The organism is Pseudarthrobacter sp. ATCC 49987, assembly GCF_009928425.1.
Taxonomy (GTDB): Bacteria; Actinomycetota; Actinomycetes; order Actinomycetales; family Micrococcaceae; genus Arthrobacter.
In genome coordinates, this window is record NZ_JAABNS010000003.1 from 50,770 (window position 1) to 68,925 (window position 18,156).

At 62.7% G+C, this 18,156-nt stretch carries 16 protein-coding genes and 1 pseudogene; 6 read left to right on the plus strand and 11 right to left on the minus strand.

All coding sequences use genetic code 11. The features are described 5' to 3' along the window. Genes GXK59_RS19825 through GXK59_RS19850 form a run of 6 tightly spaced genes read right to left on the minus strand, consistent with a single transcriptional unit; the run spans position 1 to position 4,725 of the window. Positions 1 to 756 carry a hypothetical protein gene (locus GXK59_RS19825; protein WP_160669312.1) on the minus strand — a complete coding sequence of 252 codons (756 nt, stop codon included), beginning with the start codon at positions 754 to 756 and terminating at the stop codon, positions 1 to 3. A 27-nt stretch (positions 757 to 783) separates the two neighbouring features. Further along, the gene (locus GXK59_RS19830) at positions 784 to 1,053 is read right to left on the minus strand and encodes a hypothetical protein (protein ID WP_160669313.1); all 270 of its coding nucleotides are present in this window, start codon (positions 1,051 to 1,053) and stop codon (positions 784 to 786) included. Between the two features lie 11 nt (positions 1,054 to 1,064). Next, positions 1,065 to 1,676 (minus strand): DUF6668 family protein, encoded by a 612-nt coding sequence (locus GXK59_RS19835; RefSeq protein WP_160669314.1) that lies wholly within the window; start codon positions 1,674 to 1,676, stop codon positions 1,065 to 1,067. Between the two features lie 33 nt (positions 1,677 to 1,709). Further along, positions 1,710 to 3,140: a chromosome partitioning protein ParA gene (locus GXK59_RS19840; protein ID WP_160669315.1), complete on the minus strand. Its 1,431-nt coding sequence runs from the start codon at positions 3,138 to 3,140 to the stop codon at positions 1,710 to 1,712. Positions 3,141 to 3,178: 38 nt separating this feature from the next. Next, entirely contained in the window at positions 3,179 to 3,697 is a 519-nt protein-coding gene (locus tag GXK59_RS19845; RefSeq protein ID WP_160669316.1) for a hypothetical protein, read from the minus strand. Further along, positions 3,694 to 4,725, minus strand: coding sequence for a CHAP domain-containing protein (locus tag GXK59_RS19850; protein ID WP_160669351.1), 1,032 nt, complete (start codon positions 4,723 to 4,725; stop codon positions 3,694 to 3,696). Before GXK59_RS19850 ends, GXK59_RS19845 begins: the two co-directional genes overlap by 4 nt. 173 nt (positions 4,726 to 4,898) lie before the next feature. On the opposite strand from GXK59_RS19850, the gene GXK59_RS19855 reads away from it, so the two are divergent. After that, positions 4,899 to 5,225 carry a helix-turn-helix domain-containing protein gene (locus GXK59_RS19855; protein WP_160669317.1) on the plus strand — a complete coding sequence of 109 codons (327 nt, stop codon included), beginning with the start codon at positions 4,899 to 4,901 and terminating at the stop codon, positions 5,223 to 5,225. A 268-nt stretch (positions 5,226 to 5,493) separates the two neighbouring features. On the opposite strand, the gene GXK59_RS19860 is transcribed toward GXK59_RS19855, so the two are convergent. The 4 genes from GXK59_RS19860 to GXK59_RS19875 form a co-directional block, all read right to left on the minus strand. Next, a complete protein-coding gene (locus GXK59_RS19860) occupies positions 5,494 to 5,949 on the minus strand; it encodes a hypothetical protein (protein WP_160669318.1) in 456 nt (151 codons plus the stop codon). 150 nt (positions 5,950 to 6,099) lie between these two features. Beyond that, a complete protein-coding gene (locus GXK59_RS19865; protein WP_160669319.1) occupies positions 6,100 to 6,726 on the minus strand; it encodes a phosphatase PAP2 family protein in 627 nt (208 codons plus the stop codon). Continuing rightward, on the minus strand, positions 6,723 to 7,724 hold the full coding sequence (locus GXK59_RS19870) for a hypothetical protein (RefSeq protein ID WP_160669320.1): 1,002 nt from the start codon (positions 7,722 to 7,724) through the stop codon (positions 6,723 to 6,725). The genes GXK59_RS19865 and GXK59_RS19870 overlap by 4 nt, the downstream gene beginning before the upstream one ends. Next, positions 7,721 to 8,197, minus strand: a complete 477-nt coding sequence (locus tag GXK59_RS19875) for a hypothetical protein (RefSeq protein ID WP_011689804.1) — start codon at positions 8,195 to 8,197, stop codon at positions 7,721 to 7,723. Before GXK59_RS19875 ends, GXK59_RS19870 begins: the two co-directional genes overlap by 4 nt. 865 nt (positions 8,198 to 9,062) lie before the next feature. On the opposite strand from GXK59_RS19875, the gene GXK59_RS19880 reads away from it, so the two are divergent. The 5 genes from GXK59_RS19880 (at position 9,063) to GXK59_RS19900 (ending at position 17,972) form a co-directional block, all read left to right on the plus strand. Beyond that, positions 9,063 to 10,679 carry a hypothetical protein gene (locus GXK59_RS19880; protein WP_237394037.1) on the plus strand — a complete coding sequence of 539 codons (1,617 nt, stop codon included), beginning with the start codon at positions 9,063 to 9,065 and terminating at the stop codon, positions 10,677 to 10,679. Between the two features lie 602 nt (positions 10,680 to 11,281). Continuing rightward, the gene (locus GXK59_RS19885; RefSeq protein WP_160669322.1) at positions 11,282 to 12,052 is read left to right on the plus strand and encodes a ParA family protein; all 771 of its coding nucleotides are present in this window, start codon (positions 11,282 to 11,284) and stop codon (positions 12,050 to 12,052) included. Then, on the plus strand, positions 12,053 to 12,373 hold the full coding sequence (locus tag GXK59_RS19890) for a hypothetical protein (RefSeq protein WP_160669323.1): 321 nt from the start codon (positions 12,053 to 12,055) through the stop codon (positions 12,371 to 12,373). Between the two features lie 200 nt (positions 12,374 to 12,573). Beyond that, on the plus strand, positions 12,574 to 12,921 hold the full coding sequence (locus GXK59_RS19895) for a TnpV protein (RefSeq protein ID WP_160669353.1): 348 nt from the start codon (positions 12,574 to 12,576) through the stop codon (positions 12,919 to 12,921). A 329-nt stretch (positions 12,922 to 13,250) separates the two neighbouring features. Further along, positions 13,251 to 17,972: a helicase-related protein gene (locus GXK59_RS19900; protein ID WP_237394038.1), complete on the plus strand. Its 4,722-nt coding sequence runs from the start codon at positions 13,251 to 13,253 to the stop codon at positions 17,970 to 17,972. Positions 17,973 to 18,010: 38 nt separating this feature from the next. On the opposite strand, the pseudogene GXK59_RS19905 reads toward GXK59_RS19900, so the two are convergent. Further along, a pseudogene (locus GXK59_RS19905) lies at positions 18,011 to 18,154 on the minus strand (IS256 family transposase); the annotation flags it as partial. Positions 18,155 to 18,156 lie beyond the last annotated feature (2 nt).

Genomic DNA, 18,156 nt, shown 5'->3' on the forward strand with positions numbered 1-18,156 from the left:
TCAGACGCCTGACCAGAGAATGAAACCGCTGAGGTCGCTGAGCTGGGAGACGCCGCTGAAAGTTACCCCGTCGTCAGCCGGCTTCACTTTCCAGTCACCGTCCATCCAACGCATCGACAGGATCGTATGGACCAGGACTCCTTTGTTTGTCTCAAAAGCTAGGTCCACATTGGCCTCCGAGGCCGTGTAGGACTTGATGGAGAAACCCTTGACCTGAATGGTTGTGTCGGATCCACTGGAGGCACTCGAGCTCGCGGCCTCCTTCATAGCAGCGTCGCGTCCGTTGCCCGGAACGAGGAGCTTGTCCGCCAGCTTCACCTCAAGTTGCGGCGAACCCGCCGAGCCCAGTGCGCCAACGTTCATGGCGGAATAGAGCGCCCCGGCCGGTGAATGCGCAAAGCAAGACCGGAATCCGTCTGAGTCGGTCTGTCCCGGGCCGGAAGTCTTGGGGTCGGTGGGTACGGCCATTTTTCCAACGAGTTCCCACTTGGACTTCGGCGCTGTTCCCAGGGCTGTCTCGGTGCTTGACGGCAGCCCGCAGATGCTTTTTCCCGCCGCGTCTGCTGACTTTGTCGGTGTTGCGGAGGCGCTGTCCGGCGATGCAGCGGGGCCCGGCTGGGCGTTGTCCTGTCCCTTGGGGAGCAGGAAGATGACGACGGCTGCTGCAATCAGCGCGACCACCAGCGCGGCAGCAATGATGAAACCGGGTTTGGTGAACGGATTGCTTTCGGTGGTGCTCTCTGTTGACTGGCTCATGGTGAACCTCCCGTTGTTGGTGCTGGTTTAGACGAAGGCGCGGACGATGCCGGAGGCACCGGTGATGATGATGCAGCCCATCAGGACCCAGCCGAGCTTGCCGATGGCCTGAGCGCCCTCGCCGCGCTGGAGCTGGATAACCATGCCGATGCCGACGATGATCACGCCCAGGACACCGAGGACCAGGCCGATGCCGGAGGCCCAGTTCAGGATCGTGAGGAGGCCACCCGCCTGTGCCGGGACAACGGGGGTGGGGTTGGGGATGACGCTTGTTGCAAGTACGGAGAGGGAGTTCATGGTGAGACCTTTCAGTGGGTGGTGCCGGTTGTGGTGTCGGTAGCCAGGGCGGCTAAGTCAGTGATGAAGCGTTGGTACTCGCGGGCCGCCGGCAGGGTGGTGGAGTCTCCGTGCCGCCAGGCTTCTACCCAGGGCAGGGTCCAGTACCGGGGGGCTCCCCCGCCGACGATGGCGGCGAAGTCCCGTAAGGGTTTGGGAGTTTTCCCCGGTGCGTCCGCAAGTACGGCGAGGCCGAGCAGATCAACCGCGGGCGCCGCGCCCGATGCCCACTGCATCAGGGCGCTCTGTGCCGCTGTCAGGCCGCGGATGTCTGCGCGGCAGACCAGCAGCACCCGGGGCTTGCTGCCGTCCTGGAGGACAGGCCAGCAGTGGGTGGCGCGTCCCCCTCCGATCAGGTCAGCGATGCGGCTTTCACCGGATCCACCGTGGGCCCCGGTGACCCACAGTGCTGCGGAGCCGGCGACGGTGCGGCGGGCCAGACGGTCTGCGGCGTCCGGTTCGACCATTCCCCTCAGAGGTTCACTGATCACGGCCTCCGGCGGCTCGTGAGCTTCCGGGGCTGCAGTGTCCGCGCCGTCGGCCGGGGCCGGGTGGGTGATCCAGGGGTTCAGGGACTGTTGCATGGTTGCCTCCTTTCAGAGTCCGTGGTGGGTGGTTTAGAAGCCGGCGGCGACGGCGGCCGCGGCCGCCAGCCATGCCCGCTGGGTGGCGGGCTGGAGGGCTTCGTAGCGGATGGGGCCGTTGACCAGTGCCGGATCGTAGGGAATCCGGACGACCGCGCGGACGAACGGGGCGAAGCCGTCAGCGATCCGTTGGGCCTCGTCCTTGGCCCGCTTCAGCGCCTCGCCGCTCATGCTGCGCTTGGCGTCGGTGGATTCCGAGACGATGACTACGGCGTTGCGGGCGAGTTCCGCGTCGTGCCCGCCCCGGGATTCCAGGGTCTGCAGCGTCAGTCTGGCGGCTTCTGCGCGGTCCTCGATGGCGGTGACGGGGACGACGAGCTGGTTGGTGTGGTCGATCATCCGGCGCCAGTTCGCGGCCCTGGCGGTGTTGCCGGAGTCCATGACCACGAGGCGGTAGTAGCGGGTGAGGACCTGGTGGGCGATGTCGACTTCCTCGGCGGTGACTTCGTGGTCGCCTTCTTCGTTTTCATCCGAGCGGAGGACGTCGAACTTGTCGGCGGTCTGGTGGTGGACGAACTTGGCGATTTCGGCGGCGTTCGTGGATGGGGAGAGCAGTTCGGTGGAGGCGTCGATCAGGTCCAGGACGCTGCGGTCGTGGGCGCCCTTTTCCGTCCGCCATCCGAGGGTGCCCTGGGATTCGTTGTTGTCCCACGCGACCGTGGCCGCGCCGCTGTAGCGGGCGAGGATGGCCGAGAGCATGACCACGGTGGGGGTCTTGTTGGCCCCGCCCTTGCGGTTGACCACGGCGATGGTCCGGGGGCCGGGCCAGTGCTGGCTGACCGTGCGGATGTCCTCGCGTTCGGTGAGTTCTTCCTCGGAGGGATCCATCCGGAGCCCCAGGCGTGTGAGTGTTCCGCGCCAGCCTTGGGTGGCAGGTTCGAGGACCGGGGCGCTGACCAGGAACGAGGTTTCCTTCAGGCTGCGCCGGGTTGGCGCGGCTTCCTCAACAACGGCAGCTGTCTGTGGTTCCGGGGTGGCCGTTGCGGGGGCGGGCGGCCACGGCTGGGCGTCCACCGATGCGGCAGGGGCAGGAACCGCCATGGGCTCGGGTGCGGGTGCGGTCTCAATGATGGCCGGCGCTGCGGTCGCGGGCGTGGTTTCGGGGGCTTCTGCCCTGCGGCGGGCCGGAGCGGGCTCGTAGGAGACGGATTCGATCTTGTTGTCCGGGCGCACGATGAGTTCACCGTGTCCTTCGGGGTCCTCGATGCGGACCCGGACGGGGCGCTGAAGGGTCTGGGCTTCACCCACGATGAGGGCCAGGGCGTTGTTGCGGAGTTCCTGCATGGAGTCTCCGGCAGGGACGATGCGGGAGTTGCCCGCGACGATGACCTCGGCGGTGCCGTTGTCCCGGACGATGGCCCTGATGTTGGGAAAGGCCATAACTTGCGTTGGTGTGGTGCCCATGAGCTTCTTCCTTACGTGTGTGGGGGACGTGCCGGCCTTTAGGAGGCGGGCGGGGTGAGTCGGTTGACCTTCCACGGGGCGTCCTTGCCGGTGCGGAGCAGCTGCACCGTGTAGGTCCCGGCGTTGGTGGGGACCGCGGCGGTGACGCCGAAGCCGTTGGTTTCATCGACGCTGAGGGTGGCGGTCCCGGTGACGCGGGATGCGGGGATGTTGGCCGGGTCCACTGCCGAGTAGTCGGCGGTGGCCTGTGGGGTCAGCCAGCGGGCCAGGTCGTTGGCCCACTGCTTGTCCTCCACCGTGGGACGGGCGAAATCCGTCATGGCGTTCTCTGCGACGTCCATGGCTTCGTCCTTGCTGGCCTGATCCCAGCTGATGCCGATGGTGGCGGGGATAGTGCCGCCCGGTGCCTGGGGTCCGCTGTTGGCGCTCAGGGAGACCTGCGCGGATGAGGTGGGGCTGGCGGCCGCTGATACCGACGGCGCTGCCGGGGTGTTGCCTGCCGGTGCGCACGAAACGCAGAGCAGCGCCACACCGATCAAGGTCACGGGCTTTTTCACTTTTTCTCCTCTTGGGTGGGCAGGTACAGGAAAGCGGAGGGGACGGTGTTGGCCACGGTCCGGGTGTAGTAGCTGTGGTCCGCCGGGGCCGGGTTGCCGTTGTAGCCCTCTTCCAGGTAGGTCCCGTCAGCGTTGACGGCCTTCACCACGGCGACGTGGCCGAAGTTCGGGTCCGCTCCCCCGGCTCCGGGCGCGTACCAGACAACGGCGCCGACCCGGGGCGTGCTGCCGGAGTCCCAGCCCTTTGCGTCCCAGCCGGCCTTCCAGGTCAGGGCCGAGCCGAGCCCCTGCCCGTCGGGGCGGAAGGAGCCGTTGAGGAACTTGAACGGAGCTTTCGTTGAACCCATCTGCTGGTTGACCCGCCAGAGGGCGAAGTCCACGCACTCGCGGTAGTACATGCCGAGAGGCGAGGTACTGGACGCGTTTGCGCCGGCCTGCAACCAGGTCGGGGAGTTCTTCCACGGGTAGTCGTCCCCCGCGCCGGACCGTCCGGGGACCGCGCAGTCGCTGCCCTGCAGGGAGAACTTCGAGTTCGAGAGCGCCTGGACGAGTTTGACGGCCTCGGGCCAGTACTTCTGATAGTGGTAGGGATCGGCGTTGCGCTGGACCCTGTTGCCGGCAATGGTCGGTTCCAACAGCTCCCAGCCGGCCACGCCTTTCAGGGCTTTGATGAAGTTCGTTGCGCTCGTGGTGGGGTTCATGCGGTCTGCGTGGGAACCCCACGCGCCGTTGTCGCGCTGCTGGAACAACCCCCGGGAATCCGGACCCGCGCCGTCGCCGGTATCCAGGACCCGCAACCCCGACTCCCCCAGGGCCACCATCACGCTGATGACCTGCCCGTTTACCGACAAGTCCAGCGCCTTTCCGGCGCCCATGATCGCTGCGGCATTCTGCAGCTGCTCCTGGGTGTAGCCCTCAACCTTGGTGTCGGCGCTGATCGCGACGGAAACGGCCGGGCCGCAGTCGGCCGCAGCAGGTGTCGGCCCGAAGAGCAGAACCATCGACAGGATCAAACCCAGGAAGAGCATCGGCACAATAGCCGCAGTGCCGATCAGAAGTCCTTTTGGCTTCACGATAATTCCCCCTCTTGGTTGTCCTGGCGGACACTTGCAATCAATAGCATCATTTTTATAGTGATGCTAACATCACCAAAAATATGTTGGTACTTCATGAGGGCGCGGCGGTGAGTGAGAATTGACGAATGCCCCGCATCTACAAGCCACTCCCCGGACAGCCGCAAGAGGCTGCAAAGGCTTTGAGTGTGTTCAACGCCAACACCCTGCGGGCGGCTGTTATCAGGGACCTGGCCCAGCATCTTGACGGCGACACGACGGGAAACATCGCCAAGCGCATTGGCGTGGACTACCGGCAGGTCTACACGCATATCAAGACACTTGAGGCCGAAGGGTTGGTCTCCGCTGCGGGCGAAGTCGGTGTCCGCAACGGGCAGCGCATTCATTACTCCATAGACCTGGGCAGGTTGCGGGAATGCGGCCTCGTCTACATGAGCTATCTGTCGGGAGAATAGGCTTCGAATGTCCCAGCGCTCGAGCATGAAGCCCACGCCGAGATTTCTTGAATCAAAGGCGGGAGCGCCGGGAGTTGGGCATTGGGGGGGCGGCTTGAATGCACAGCTGAGGTGCGCATGCTGCGGGGGTGTAGCCCCTACTGCCCCCAAGCCTGTCGTAGGGGCTATGCCTTTGATGCCACTCAATGTGCATGGTCAGGCCGTAGTGGGCGCCTGGAGCATGTCATGCTCCAGAGTCTACTGAAAAAAATTCAGTAGTGAAAATTTTTCAGTTGGGCGGACTTTTTTTCTCGGGCCTGGGCGGAAGGTTTCGGAGAGCTTCTGTCACCGCACGAAGGGCATCGATGTTCACTTCTCCCAGAACCCGCGCGGCGAAGTGCTCTACCTCGGCAATGCGGTAGGCCTCTATCAGTCTGAGTTCGGCCTCCACGCGCTCCGGGATGGGCCCGCTGCGCTGAAGCAGGTAGTTCTCGTCAACGTCAAAAAAGTAAGCCAGTGCCTTCAATAGCTCCGGATCCCAGCGGTTATCAGGAGAGCCAGCCAGTAGCCGGTGCCAGCGCGTTCTTGTGAGCGTGAGCCCTTGTTCGGCCAGTCCCTGTCGAACGTCTTCGTACGTGAAACTGTCGGCGTCCTTGGCATGAACGATGTCCAGAAGAAGCTGGATTTTCGATGCGAGAACCTCTTTATCGCTGCGAGGATCTATGGGGTTGTCGTTCGAATTCACGCGTGATCCTGCTCCCGGCCAGCGAGGGCGGCCACATCCCGAAGGCAGCGCTCTGCCAGTGGTAGCGAAGTCACAGCCCTCCTTTTTAATTCCGTCATCGTTGAGGCCACTTGTAGACCTTGGCGGCTTCGTGGGATGCCACGTGAAAAATCAGCCGACAATGAGAGTATATGAGGCTCCGAATGCGACTACGCCCGTTATAAACCCGGCAATGACCTGAGGAGCTGAATGGTCCCGGAGATAAACCCTGGACCAGCAGACAAGCGGGGCCGCCACAACGAACGGAAGCCCCAGCCAGCCGAACATCAGCACAGCTGACACGGTCGCGCCGCCCAACGTCATTGCATGGCCCGATATCTTCCAGATCGGACTGACCAGAATGAGCGCCACAATCCCGCAGAGAATCCCGCCAATTAGCCCCCAGACTGGCTGGGGCGCGCCCATGAGCGAGAGGATTGCGCAGCCAAGCAGCGACGAGCCCAAGGTCCAGAGCATGACCGGGCGGCGTTGTTTCTTGTCTCCAACATGGTGGTCCGTCAACTGGCCCCTCTTGGCAAGCAACAGTACGACGGCAAACGGCACCAGGCAGATGAAAAGGGCAGCGATAATGCCCGACCAGATAGAGACCATCCACTGGTCACTCAGCAGAGAAGCCAAAATCAGCAGAAGGGACAAAACCAGAGGCGGCTGCGCAATCTCGGTTGCGGACCGGGCCACACGCCCGATGGCTGTGGAGGATCTCTCTGCGGTGGCTAGCGTCGCGGTTTCTGCTGTCACTGAGGTGCCTTTACCGGCAGCACAGATTCCAGAGAACCGACGCCGCCATCAAATCGGGCTTGGACTGCGTCTAGGACACGGCCGGCAAGCATGGGTGTGGATCGCTCCGAGAGAGCGACCTTGTGATCGCTGGAGCGTATGACGTACTCGTACAGGCGCACGGAGGGGTGCGTTGCATAGAAGCTGCTCACGATGGCCTCCAGCCAAGCCGTTCGGGAGAGTCCCCAATATGCTCTGCCCAGCGTGGCCGTAAGAAAGACTAAGGCTGCTCGGTCCCAAAGCTGCAGGCGGCGCCACACCTTAACCACCGGCGGAATGCCCAGCCCAAGAGAAGTCAGCAGAACCCCGCCGTAGAACAGCGGATTGAACAGGACGTACAGAACCTGGTGGAGAGACGAACCGCCCACATTGATATGCATGGCGGTCATGTAGGCGATCTCTTCGACCGAAGCTACTGCGACCAGAGCCATGCCGGATGCAACAACCCGCGAACTCACGCGGACGGGCAGGCTTTCCTGAGGCCGGAGGCAAATTCGAAGAACAGAAACGGTCAACAGCGTCAAAATGCCCATGTAGACGCTGGCATAGACGAAGACCGGCAGCTGCTCGACGTTTTCCGGCACGAAGCTCAAAGTCGTCGGAACGAACTCCTGGCACAGGAACGGAACGGTGATCGCGATGGCTCCAAGGCCAGCTGCCAAGGGTCGGTGGCTGAAGCGTGAACGGTAGCTCTCATCCGCAGAATAGGCGGCGAAGATTCCCTGTCGCACCAGCCAGACGGCGCTTGTGACACACAAATTGCGAACGAGGTGAAGAAAGTTTACGCCGCCCAAGGCCGCATCAATGGTTGCTTCAGGTACGACGACGCCCGTAAGAAAGAGGCCGAGGATCCCGATGCCGATCGCACCGGCAAATGCCGTTGAAGCGCCCCAGCGAGCTACAAAATAGAGGCGAAAGACAAATACCGCTGCCAGAATCCAGAACGCGGCAGCGATCATAGGCCAAACACTCGTTCGGCCTTCGTGGCTTCCTTCACGGGCGTAGCATGCAGAATCCGTGCCAGGCCGAAGGCCAAATTTTCGGCGGCAGCTTCCGCCTCGTCCAGGGGAACGTCCACTGCACGGCACATCCAACTGACACCGTTCCGTTTGCCAATACCGGAGAAGAAAGACCCCGAGATAAGTCCATCGAGAGGCTTCCCCTTATGGCCCAAAAGGATGTGGCTCAGTTCATGTAGCACGACGTGAACACTCCAAGCCTTGGCACCCCGCAGGTAACTGACGATGCCATGGCTCGGGGTATCGATCCAGTGGCCGGTGACGCCTTCCCCGAGGCTGTCCACTGTGCCCTCCTCGAAGACCAGAGGCTTGCCGTATTTTTCTTCAACCGCGGTCACGAGGTCGCCCAGATCCGGGTACGCCGGAAGGTTCAAGGTCTCGATGACGTCAGCGGTCAATGTGGCCTGTTCCATGTCCTACGGCTCCGGTAATCCACTGAAAAAATTTCAGTAATGTGTACTATGAAATCAGCGCCAGACGCGCCTTGGCAAGGAGCCACCCTACCAAGCTTCCGAAAACAGGCGCTGTCAAAGGAGTAAAAGGAACCCCCATGGCTCGAAGCCCTACATCAAAGCAACAGTAAGGGGAGGCTCATGACAACCTCCCTTCGGCGGCCTCGGGCGACACGCCGACCACCTTCCCACTTAATAGAATCTGATTCATGTTGTGTATAGAAAGTAACTTCGGTCCTGGGAGGGAAAGTGCCACAGCTAAGCAAGGGTGAGCGTCACGTAATCACGGCGCGTTTGCCCATCTCGGACGCCGAGAAACTTGCGGCCGTCGTAAACGCCACTAATGAAAGCCGCAGTGACCTCATCGCTAGGCTCGTGCATGCACACCTTAAAACCATCGATCTAGACCACCTCACTGGCCAGGAGGCTTTGCCTATCGCTAAGGCCAGTTAAAGACTGAAGGCCCGCTTTCGCGGGCCTTCAAAAGTATGCCGTTCAGATCCGAAATCTTGCCGGACGACGATCTGAACTTACCAAGCTCCCCGTGAGGGGCGCTCCATTTGCTGTACCCCGAAGGGACTAGCTGTTGTCTATGGTACCTGTACCTGCCGTGTCGTCAACAACGGACGCACCGCGCTCGGCGGGTCAAGTCACGCCCGATATGGCGTGGGCTCTCGCCCCATTGATCGCCGGCGTCCCGGTTTACCGCCTGGGACGTTGGATTGGCGGACGGTTCCAGTACCCGCGGCCGCAGAACCCGCCACGGATCACTGCTTCGGTGCCGACGCGGCCGGCGGCCGTCCTTATCCATGGTGCGGATGGCTCTGTGGCTTCGCTCTGCCTTGACCTGGATACCTCCAAAGCGCTGCAGGGCGTCGTCGATGACGACGCCCAACGGCTCGGGAACCTCTTGGAAAGTTGCGGTGTCCGCTACGTCGCTGACGTTTCTCCCAGCGGCGGGCGCCACCTCTACATCCCGCTCGCAGAAAGAGTGAGCGGCCCGGAGGCCCGGGAACTCGTCGAAGCCATGACGCTCCTCGCTCCGAGTCTCGATCCCAGTCCGCATCAGAACGTCACCGACGGCTGTATCCGGGTTCCGGGTTCGGCGCATAAGTCCGGCGGTCACCAGATCCTGGCCACTCCCCTGGCTACTGCCTATGACATCCTGCGCCGCCGTAATCCCGCCAGCGCTGTCGCTGCGCTCCGGCTGGCTCTGGCGCCGGAGGTCAGACGCGCCCGCGAGCTCAAAGACCGCGCCGCCAAGATGGTCGCCACCGCGACAGCGCACGGTATTTCCCCCGTTCCCTTCGGTGGGAGCCAGTCCCCCTTGCGGGCGCTGGCCCGTACCGGCCTGTACGACACGGCCAAGTACGCCAGCCCGTCAGAGGCCCGCATGGCGGTGCTGAACCACTTCGCCGCCTGTGGCTGGACCCTGGATCAGGTCCGCCTCGAGCTGGGCGGCCAGTTCCCCGGCCTCGCGGCCCTCTACGCCAACACCGACCGGCAGGAACGCCTGATCGACAAAGAGTGGGCCGAGGCCTGCCGGTGGATCCAAAAACGGGGAACCTCGCCAACAGGGAAAAGGACTACCCGTATTAACGACACAAGCCCCCCAAAACCCACAGGGGGGGCCAGCAGAACCAGCAGCAAGGCTGGCACACACCAGCTCGTGAACGATCTCGAAAATATCCTCTACGCAGTCTTAGATCACCGGCTGAAAGAACACGGCCGCGAGGGCCTTAGCCTGCGCCTGCTGCTCCGGGCGGTACTTGGCTACATGCGAACCATGGAGACCGATCTGTTGGACGTAGGCTGCCGTACTTTTGCCACCGCCATGGGCAAACACCATGGCACCATCGCCAGGCTCCTTCGGACGCTCGAACAAGCCTCAGATGGCATCCTGACTAAAGTCTCCGATGCCCGCGGCCGTAACGCTGATGCATACGTGATCCAGCTCCCCCGGCACTTTGAACAACTCGCCCGGGAACTCTCCTGGCGCAGCGGAAAAATCCATGGCATCCGCCCCGTTTTCCGGGCCCTGGGCGACGCCGCTGCCTTGGTCTACGAATCCATCGAACGCGGACGCCTCTCCCCCACCACGGCAGGAATCGTCCGGTCCACAGGACTCAGTCGCACAGCCGTAGAAACGGCCCTGGGCTCTATGACTAGCTACAACATGATCGAACGTCGGCACGGACAATGGGCAATTACGGCCGCAACCAGCCTTACCGCGCTGGCCCGCCGGCTCGGGGCGCTTGACGATGCAGCAGAGCAGATCCGCCGGCATCGAATGCAGCGCGCAGCCTGGCACGCATGGCTGGACAGGAACTTGGTACCTGAACTTGCAGAACACGAAGTAGAAGACGGCGAATCGGACCTCTACTGGATCCCTCCCTCAGAAAACGAACTGGACTGGTGTGGGACGCTGTGGCGAGTGGCCTGAAGCTCTGCACGATCATGGAACCTTTAACAAATACTGCCGGTATAAATTGGCTCGGCGGCAACGATGTTCTTTGTGCGGCGGAGCCTGACCCAGAACGCTGAGAGGATCAAGCTATGGCGGCGGAAACCATACATTTAAATAATTCTGTCATGACAGATTGACGGATTGATGCACGTCTATCAATCGGGCCTTGCAGGCTTTGAAGGAGCCACCGTTGCATCAAAGTCTTCAGATTTCAGGAGGGCGCGTCGGTCGATGCCAGAGGATGACCGTGGACTGCAGACCTGCACGAGGCATAGCGCGCGTAGCCTGGGAATTTTTTACTTTATAAATAATTCTGTCATGACAGATTGATAGATTGACGTACAACTATCAATCAGGCCTTGCAGGCTTTGAAGGAGCCCCCGTCGCATCAAAGTCTTCAGATTTCAGGAGGGCGCGTCGGTCGATGCCAGAGGATGACCGTGGACTGCAGACCTGCACGAGGCATAGCGCGCGTAGCCTGGAAATTTCTGTACTATATAAATAATTCTGTCATGACAGATTGATAGATTGACGTACATCTATCAATCTGTCAGTCTGTATTCAAACGAAGGAGCAATATGAAAGTGACTGCCATAGGCAACCGAAAGGGCGGGGTGGGCAAGACGTCAGTGACCCTCGGACTTGCCACCGGGCTCCGGCTGATCGGCAAGAAAGTTCTAGTCATCGATCTGGATCCCCAGGCCAACGTCACAGACGCGCTTGAGGGGGCTGGAGAGTTTGACATTTTTGACGTCCTCTACGGCGGGGAGGCCGGTACTCTCGGGCAAGCTATCACCAAGACCTCGTGGGCTGGCATTGACCTGATCCCGAGTTCCGAGTCGCTGGCGCGGCTGGAGTCCGAAAGCATAATGACTCCAGAGATGCGGCTCAAGGCTGCCGCTTGGGGTGCAGAGGAACTAGAAGAGTACGACCACGTCCTCATTGATTTGCCGCCGGCTCTCGGGAGGCTAACCCTGAATGGACTGATCTGGGCTGACCGAGTCTTGGTTGTGACCGAGCCGGCCGCATTCTCCGTCAAGGGAGTTACTGAATTCCTGGAAACAGTCAAGAAGGTGCAGTCGCTGCCTCACCTGAACCCTGCCCTGGAATTCATCGGCATCATCATCAACAAAACCAGCTCACCACTGACCGGCGAGCACGCGTTCCAGATCGGCGAACTGGAAGCGGAGTATGGCAGCGACGTGATGGATCCGCACCTGCCCCTTAGGACGGCGATGCAGGATTCCATCAGCAGTAGGGCGCCGCTGACAAAAATCAACAGCAGGGGAGCGGCCATCATGACAGAGAAGTTTGTCGCCCACGCACGGTACTTGGATGGGGAGAAGTAGATGGCCGTCGATAGAAAGTCATCCATTCGAAAGGCGCCAGCCGCCGATGTTGTTGATGTCCTAACGTCTAGAGCGGAAGCACCATCGTTGAGGCCTGATGTGCAGCCCGTTGTCGAAGCGCGGTCGGCCCAGGCAAATCTCGAGCCTGTTGGTACGAGGGGGCCGGGCCCGGGCCGGCCGAGAGGCAAGAGAAGGATGGAGCCGTTTTCATCCAAGATCGAGATCGGCCTCCGCGACGAAATGGATGCTTACATCGAGGAATACGGAATCACGATTACAGACTTCCTTGATGAAGCGATACGAGATCGTCTAAAAAAATAATTCCGTCTAGACAGAATTATCAACCCAAGGTCGCCGCGCTGCCGATCCGCGCATCGTGGAAGGCAATGCACCTTCAACTCGACTACCGTGAATACTGAAATATTTTCAGTAGAGGGGGTCGGTCATGGCAGGGCGTAAGAAGCAAGTAGATGGTCAGCTGAGCTTTGAGGCTCTGTGGGCGGCACCAGAGGAGGATCGTGATGAACAAGTACGGCAGGCAGGCTCAGGAAGCCTGGAAGGCAGCAAGTCCGACGCGCTACAGCCAGATCCAGGACCCGGAGGACTTCTTCACCAAGCTGGGGGAGGAAGCCCAGGCACAGGTGGACGGGCTGCTGCTGAAGACCGCGGGACCGGACCCGCAGGGGGAGGGCTATCTGGAGAAGGTCGGCCGGTTGAACGCGGCACGGAACCAGGCCGAGGAAATCGTCCGTTACGAACTGCTCTCGCCACCGGAGACGGCGGACGAGGAGGACGAGTACGTGAACCCGAGTATCCAGGAACACCTGGAGTTTATGGCCGAGGTGCAGAAGCTCAGGGAACAACTCTAGCCACCGATCCCGACAGGTTCCGCCCCTCATCCCAAGACGACCTGGCACCATCGGGTGCCCGCAGCCGCATCCGGGCGAACCTAGCAGCCCTTGAAGTACTGCGGACGCTGCAGAGCGGGAACCGCCAGGCCACGGAGGCCGAGAAAGCGTCACTGGCACGGTGGGGGAGTTGGGGAGCCCAGGGCGTCTTCCAAATCTTCGATGAGTCCCGCGAGGAATACGCGGGAGACCGTGAGCATCTTCGCAGCCTCCTGAGCGAGGTCGAATACGATGCGGCCCGCAGGACAACGATCAACGCCCACTACACGGACGCCGCCTACGTGCAGGCCATGTGGTCCACCGTCCAGGAGCTTGGCTTCACCGGGGGCACTGTCCTGGAACCGGGATCCGGTGTGGGAACCTTCATGGGCTTCGCCCCGGACGCCGCCGAGATGACCGGTGTGGAGCTGGATCCGACCACCGCGGCCATCTCCCAGGCCCTTTACCCCGAGGCCACCGTCCGCGCTGAGTCCTTTGCCGATACCAAGCTGCCGACCGGGCACTTCGACCTGGCTATCGGCAATGTGCCGTTTGCGAACGTCACCCTGCACGATCCCCGCCACAACGCCGGCGGCCACTCAATCCACAACCACTTCATCCTCAAGTCCCTGGAACTGACCCGCCCGGACGGCATGGTCGCGGTGCTGACGTCCAGCTTCACCCTGGACGGAACGGACCCCTCAGCCCGCCGGGAAATGAACCAGCTGGCTGACCTCGTGGGCGCCGTCCGGCTGCCCACCGGCTCACACCGCAAGGCAGCCGGCACCGATGCCATGACGGACCTGCTGATCTTCCGCCGCCGGGAAACCCGGCAGGAACCGGCCTCCACCCTCTGGGAAACCGTCACCGCCCGCCAGATCGACGGGACCATTACCCGCCTGAACTCCTACTTCGATGAATACCCCGAACGCCTCCTTGGCGAGCTGCACGTCAGCCACGCCATGTACGGGGCCGAAACCCTGCAGCTGACCACCGATGATCTTTCGACCGTCCCGGACCGCCTGAACGCAGCGCTGGCCGACGTCGTACGCGAGGCCCGGACCGCCGGGATGGTGATGACCGGGCGGACCGCTGACCAGGAACGCCAGCGGGCGGCCTATGTTCCGGCGGCCGCCCACGAGTGGGACGGCCACATCAGCGCCGCCGACAACGGCTTCACCGTTGTCGAGAAAGGCTCACACACCGAACTCGCCGTGCCCAAGACCCAGGCCGCTGAACTCCGGGCTCTGCTGGGGCTGCGCGACCGCGCCCGGCAGCTGCTCACCGCAGAGGCCGAAAGCCGCGAGGACACCGCCGGCATTGACGGACTCCGTGAGGACCTGAAGAGCGCCTACGACCGGTACGCGGAAACCTACGGGCCGATCAACCGCTACACGCTCCGGAACACAGGGCGCGTGGATGAAGAGACGCAGGAGCCCATCCAGGCCCGCATGACGCCCAAGGCAGTCACTATCGTCTCCCGGGACCCGTTCGGTCCTTTGGTGATGGCGTTGGAAAACTTCGATGAAGCCACGCAGACCGCTTCACCGGCTGCCCTGCTTTCGACCCGTCAGGTCCAACCGCGCCGACCGGTCCTTGGCGTGGACACCGCAGAAGAAGCGCTCACCGTCACCCTCGACACCGTGGGCGAGGTTGACCTGGACTATGCAGCGTCCCTGTTGGGCATCAGCGCTGCTGACGCCCGGGCCGCCCTGGGGGAGAGCATCTACCAGATCCCCGGCGCCGAAGAGACTTTCCAGACCCGGGCCGAATACCTGTCCGGGAACGTGCGGGAGAAGCTGGAAGTGGCCCAGGCGGCCGCGCTCTCCGATGACCGGTTCGCCGTCAACGTCCGGGACCTCACCTCGGCCATGCCGGAACCGCTGCGCATGGATGAGGTGGAAGCCCGCCTCGGTGCGGTCTGGATCGACGCCGGCACGCACCAGGAGTTTGTCCGGGAAATCCTGAACGATCCCTACGCCACCGTCTCCAACGCCGCCGGCTCCATGTGGGACGTCAAAGCCAACCGCCACACCCTGGCCGCCACCAGCAACTGGGGCACGCAGCGGATGCCGGCCTCCGATGTCCTCAAACAGGTCCTGGAGCAGCGCCCCGTGCGGGTCACGGACGAGGGCGCGGACAAGCGCCGCATCCTGAACCCCACCGAGACCGCAGCGGCCCAGGAAAAAGCCCAGCTGTTGCAGGAGCGATTCAGCGAATGGGTGTGGGAAGAACCCGAACGGGCCACCCGTCTCATTGACGAGTACAACCGCCGCTTCAATTCCATCGTGCTGCGCGACTACAGCACCGAGGGGGAGCGGCTGACCCTGCCGGGAATGGCCAAGGACTTCTCCCCGCGCCCTCACCAGCGCGCGGCCGTGGCCCGGATGCTCTCCGAGCCTGCCGTGGGCCTGTTCCACCAGGTCGGGGCGGGAAAGACCGCCGAGATGGTCATGGGCGTGATGGAACTGCGCCGGCTGGGTATGGTCAACAAGCCCGCCGTCGTGATCCCCAACCACATGCTCGAACAGTTCGCCCGCGAATGGCTGCAGATCTACCCGCAGGCCCGCATCCTCGCAGCATCCTCGAGTGACCTTGCCGGGGATAAGCGCCGGCAGTTCGTGGCCCGCGCGGCCGCCAACGAGTGGGACGCCGTGGTCATGACCCGCACCGCGTTCCAGCGCGTGAGCCTCAGCCCAGAAGCTGAAGCCTCGTACATGAGGGCCGAAGTCGCCCAGGCGCGGGCCGAGCTGGAAGCAGTCAGGGACAGCGGCCAGGACAACGGCCAGCCCAGCGCGAGTATCGTCAAACGGCTCGAAAAGGTGGTCCTGGGACGGGAAGAACGCCTCAAAGCCAAGCTCGATACCCCCGCCGATCCGGGCATCAGCTTCGAGGAAACCGGCATTGACTACCTCGTGGTGGACGAGCTGCACGACTACAAGAACCTGGAGACGCCCAGCAACATCCCCGGCGCCGGCATCCAGGGCTCCAACCGTGCATCGGACCTGCACATGAAGACAGAGTTCCTGCGCCAGCGCGAGGGCCGGCGCGTGATCACCGGAGCCACAGCGACACCTATCGCCAACTCCGTCACGGAAATGTACGTCATGCAGCGCTACCTCCGCCCGGACCTGCTCCAGGCTGCCGGAATCCAGGACTTCAACACCTGGGCCGCGACCTTCGGGCAGGTTGTCGAGGAAATGGAACTCTCCGTCGCCGGCGGTGACCGGTTCAAACTCAAGAGCCGGTTCGCGAAATTCCAGAACGTCCCCGAGCTGCTGAAAATGTTCCACACCTTCGCGGACGTGAAGACCGCCGAGGACCTGAAGCTCCCCGTCCCGGAGCTCGCCGCACGCGACGGGGACGGGCTGCGGCAGCCGAACACGCTCACCGTGGAACCCAGCCCCGAGCTGCGGGAGTACATCCAGGACATCGGGCAGCGGGTGGACCGCATCCAGCAAAAGCTCGTGGACGCCGAGGAAGACAACATGCTCAAAGTCTCCTCAGACGGCCGCAAAGCCGCCCTGGACATGAGACTCGTTGACCCCGCACTGTCCCAGCAGGGACCGACCAAGATCAGCGCCACCGCTGACCTGCTGGCCAGCGTGTACGAAGAACACAAAGACCGCATCTACACCGACCCGAAAACCGGGGAACCGGACCCCGTGCCCGGAGCCCTGCAACTGGTGTTCTGCGACTTCGGCACACCGTCTGACCGGTGGAACGTCTACGGCGAACTCAAAGACCAGCTTCGCCGCCGCGGCGTGCCCGAACACATGGTCAGGTTCATCCACGAAGCCAAGAACGACACCGAGAAAGGCCGGCTCTTTGCCGCCGCCCGATCCGGCCAGATCGCCGTGCTCATGGGATCGACCTCAAAAATGGGTGTCGGCACCAACATTCAAAAACGCGCCGTGCACCTGGTGGACATGGACGCGCCCTGGCGGCCCTCCGACGTCGAACAACGCCACGGCCGCATTCTGCGCCAAGGCAACCAGAACCCCGAGGTCCGCATCTCCCAGGTAGTTACCAAGGAATCCTTCGATTCCTTCATGTGGCAGGGACTTGAACGAAAGTCCCGGTTCATCAACCAGATCATGCGCGGGCGCCTGGACGTGCGCGAAATCGAGGACATCGGGGACAACACACTGAACTTCGCCCAGGCCAAAGCCATCACCAGCGGCAACCCGCTGGTGCTGGAGAAGGCCGTCGCCGACCAGGAACTGGCCCGTCTGAGCCGCCTTGACCGGGCCTACAACCGGAACATGGTTGCTGTCGCCCACACCAAACGCGGTGAACAATCGGCGGCCGAGGCCGCCGCGCAGGACCTGCCCCTGATCCGGGCAGCAGCGGCGCGGACTCTCGACACCACGGCGGATGCCTTCAAAGCCACCATCGACGGGAAGTCCCTCGACAACCGCGGGGACGCGGCCGAGACGCTCCGCGCATGGGCCGGCAAGCACGGCCAACGGCTCATGAACCTCTACGGCTACGACGAACTCGGAACCATTGCCACCCTCGGCGGCCACGAACTCCGTGCCCGCCTCATGCCGGCCCGGGACCTTGACCGGGCAACCGTCGAAGTACGCATCGAAGGAGTGCCCCGGGCAACCACACAAATAGCGCGCCGCAGCCTGCTGTCCGCCGATCTAGGCACCATCCGGCAACTCGAAAACAGAGTCTCTTCGCTCCCAAAGCTCGCAGCCGACGTCGAAGCACGACGCCAGGAAGCACTCTCCCATGGCGCACAAGCAGAGAAGGCTTTGGCAGAACCGTTCAAGCACGCCGACGCGCTCAAAGCAGCCCAGGCAGACTCGGCACGGATCAACCAGCTCATGGCCGACGCCGCAAAACCGGAAGAACCGGCACAGCCAGAACCCCCGGCTGAAGTCGACCCCCGCATGGAAAAGATGCAACGGCTCATGAACGCCTCATTCCCGCCACAACCACGCACCGCAGCCGCCACCGCCACAACCGCCCCACCCAGGACCCCGGACCAGCGCCGCCAGCAACAAACCGAATACGGGCGTTAAGGGGAGTGTCCGTTTAACGGTGGATCCACGGTTGGCATTTAGTTGATTGTTCCGTCGAAGCTGATGGCGAGGGCATTCAGAGCCGGCTTCCACCGTGAGGCCCATCGTGCCCTGCCTTTGCCGGTGGGGTCCAGTGCCCGGGTGGCCAGGTACAGACACTTCAGGGCGGCCTGCTCGGTGGGGC

Excerpts from the sequence above, each read along its gene's own strand:
- GXK59_RS19825 (WP_160669312.1), bottom strand. The coding sequence starts at position 756 with ATGAGCCAGTCAACAGAGAGCACCACCGAAAGCAATCCGTTCACCAAA.
- GXK59_RS19830 (WP_160669313.1), bottom strand. The coding sequence starts at position 1,053 with ATGAACTCCCTCTCCGTACTTGCAACAAGCGTCATCCCCAACCCCACC.
- GXK59_RS19835 (WP_160669314.1), bottom strand. The coding sequence starts at position 1,676 with ATGCAACAGTCCCTGAACCCCTGGATCACCCACCCGGCCCCGGCCGAC.
- GXK59_RS19840 (WP_160669315.1), bottom strand. The coding sequence starts at position 3,140 with ATGGGCACCACACCAACGCAAGTTATGGCCTTTCCCAACATCAGGGCC.
- GXK59_RS19850 (WP_160669351.1), bottom strand. The coding sequence starts at position 4,725 with ATGCTCTTCCTGGGTTTGATCCTGTCGATGGTTCTGCTCTTCGGGCCG.
- GXK59_RS19855 (WP_160669317.1), top strand. The coding sequence starts at position 4,899 with ATGCCCCGCATCTACAAGCCACTCCCCGGACAGCCGCAAGAGGCTGCA.
- GXK59_RS19870 (WP_160669320.1), bottom strand. The coding sequence starts at position 7,724 with ATGATCGCTGCCGCGTTCTGGATTCTGGCAGCGGTATTTGTCTTTCGC.
- GXK59_RS19875 (WP_011689804.1), bottom strand. The coding sequence starts at position 8,197 with ATGGAACAGGCCACATTGACCGCTGACGTCATCGAGACCTTGAACCTT.
- GXK59_RS19885 (WP_160669322.1), top strand. The coding sequence starts at position 11,282 with ATGAAAGTGACTGCCATAGGCAACCGAAAGGGCGGGGTGGGCAAGACG.
- GXK59_RS19890 (WP_160669323.1), top strand. The coding sequence starts at position 12,053 with ATGGCCGTCGATAGAAAGTCATCCATTCGAAAGGCGCCAGCCGCCGAT.
- GXK59_RS19895 (WP_160669353.1), top strand. The coding sequence starts at position 12,574 with ATGAACAAGTACGGCAGGCAGGCTCAGGAAGCCTGGAAGGCAGCAAGT.
- GXK59_RS19900 (WP_237394038.1), top strand. The coding sequence starts at position 13,251 with ATGTGGTCCACCGTCCAGGAGCTTGGCTTCACCGGGGGCACTGTCCTG.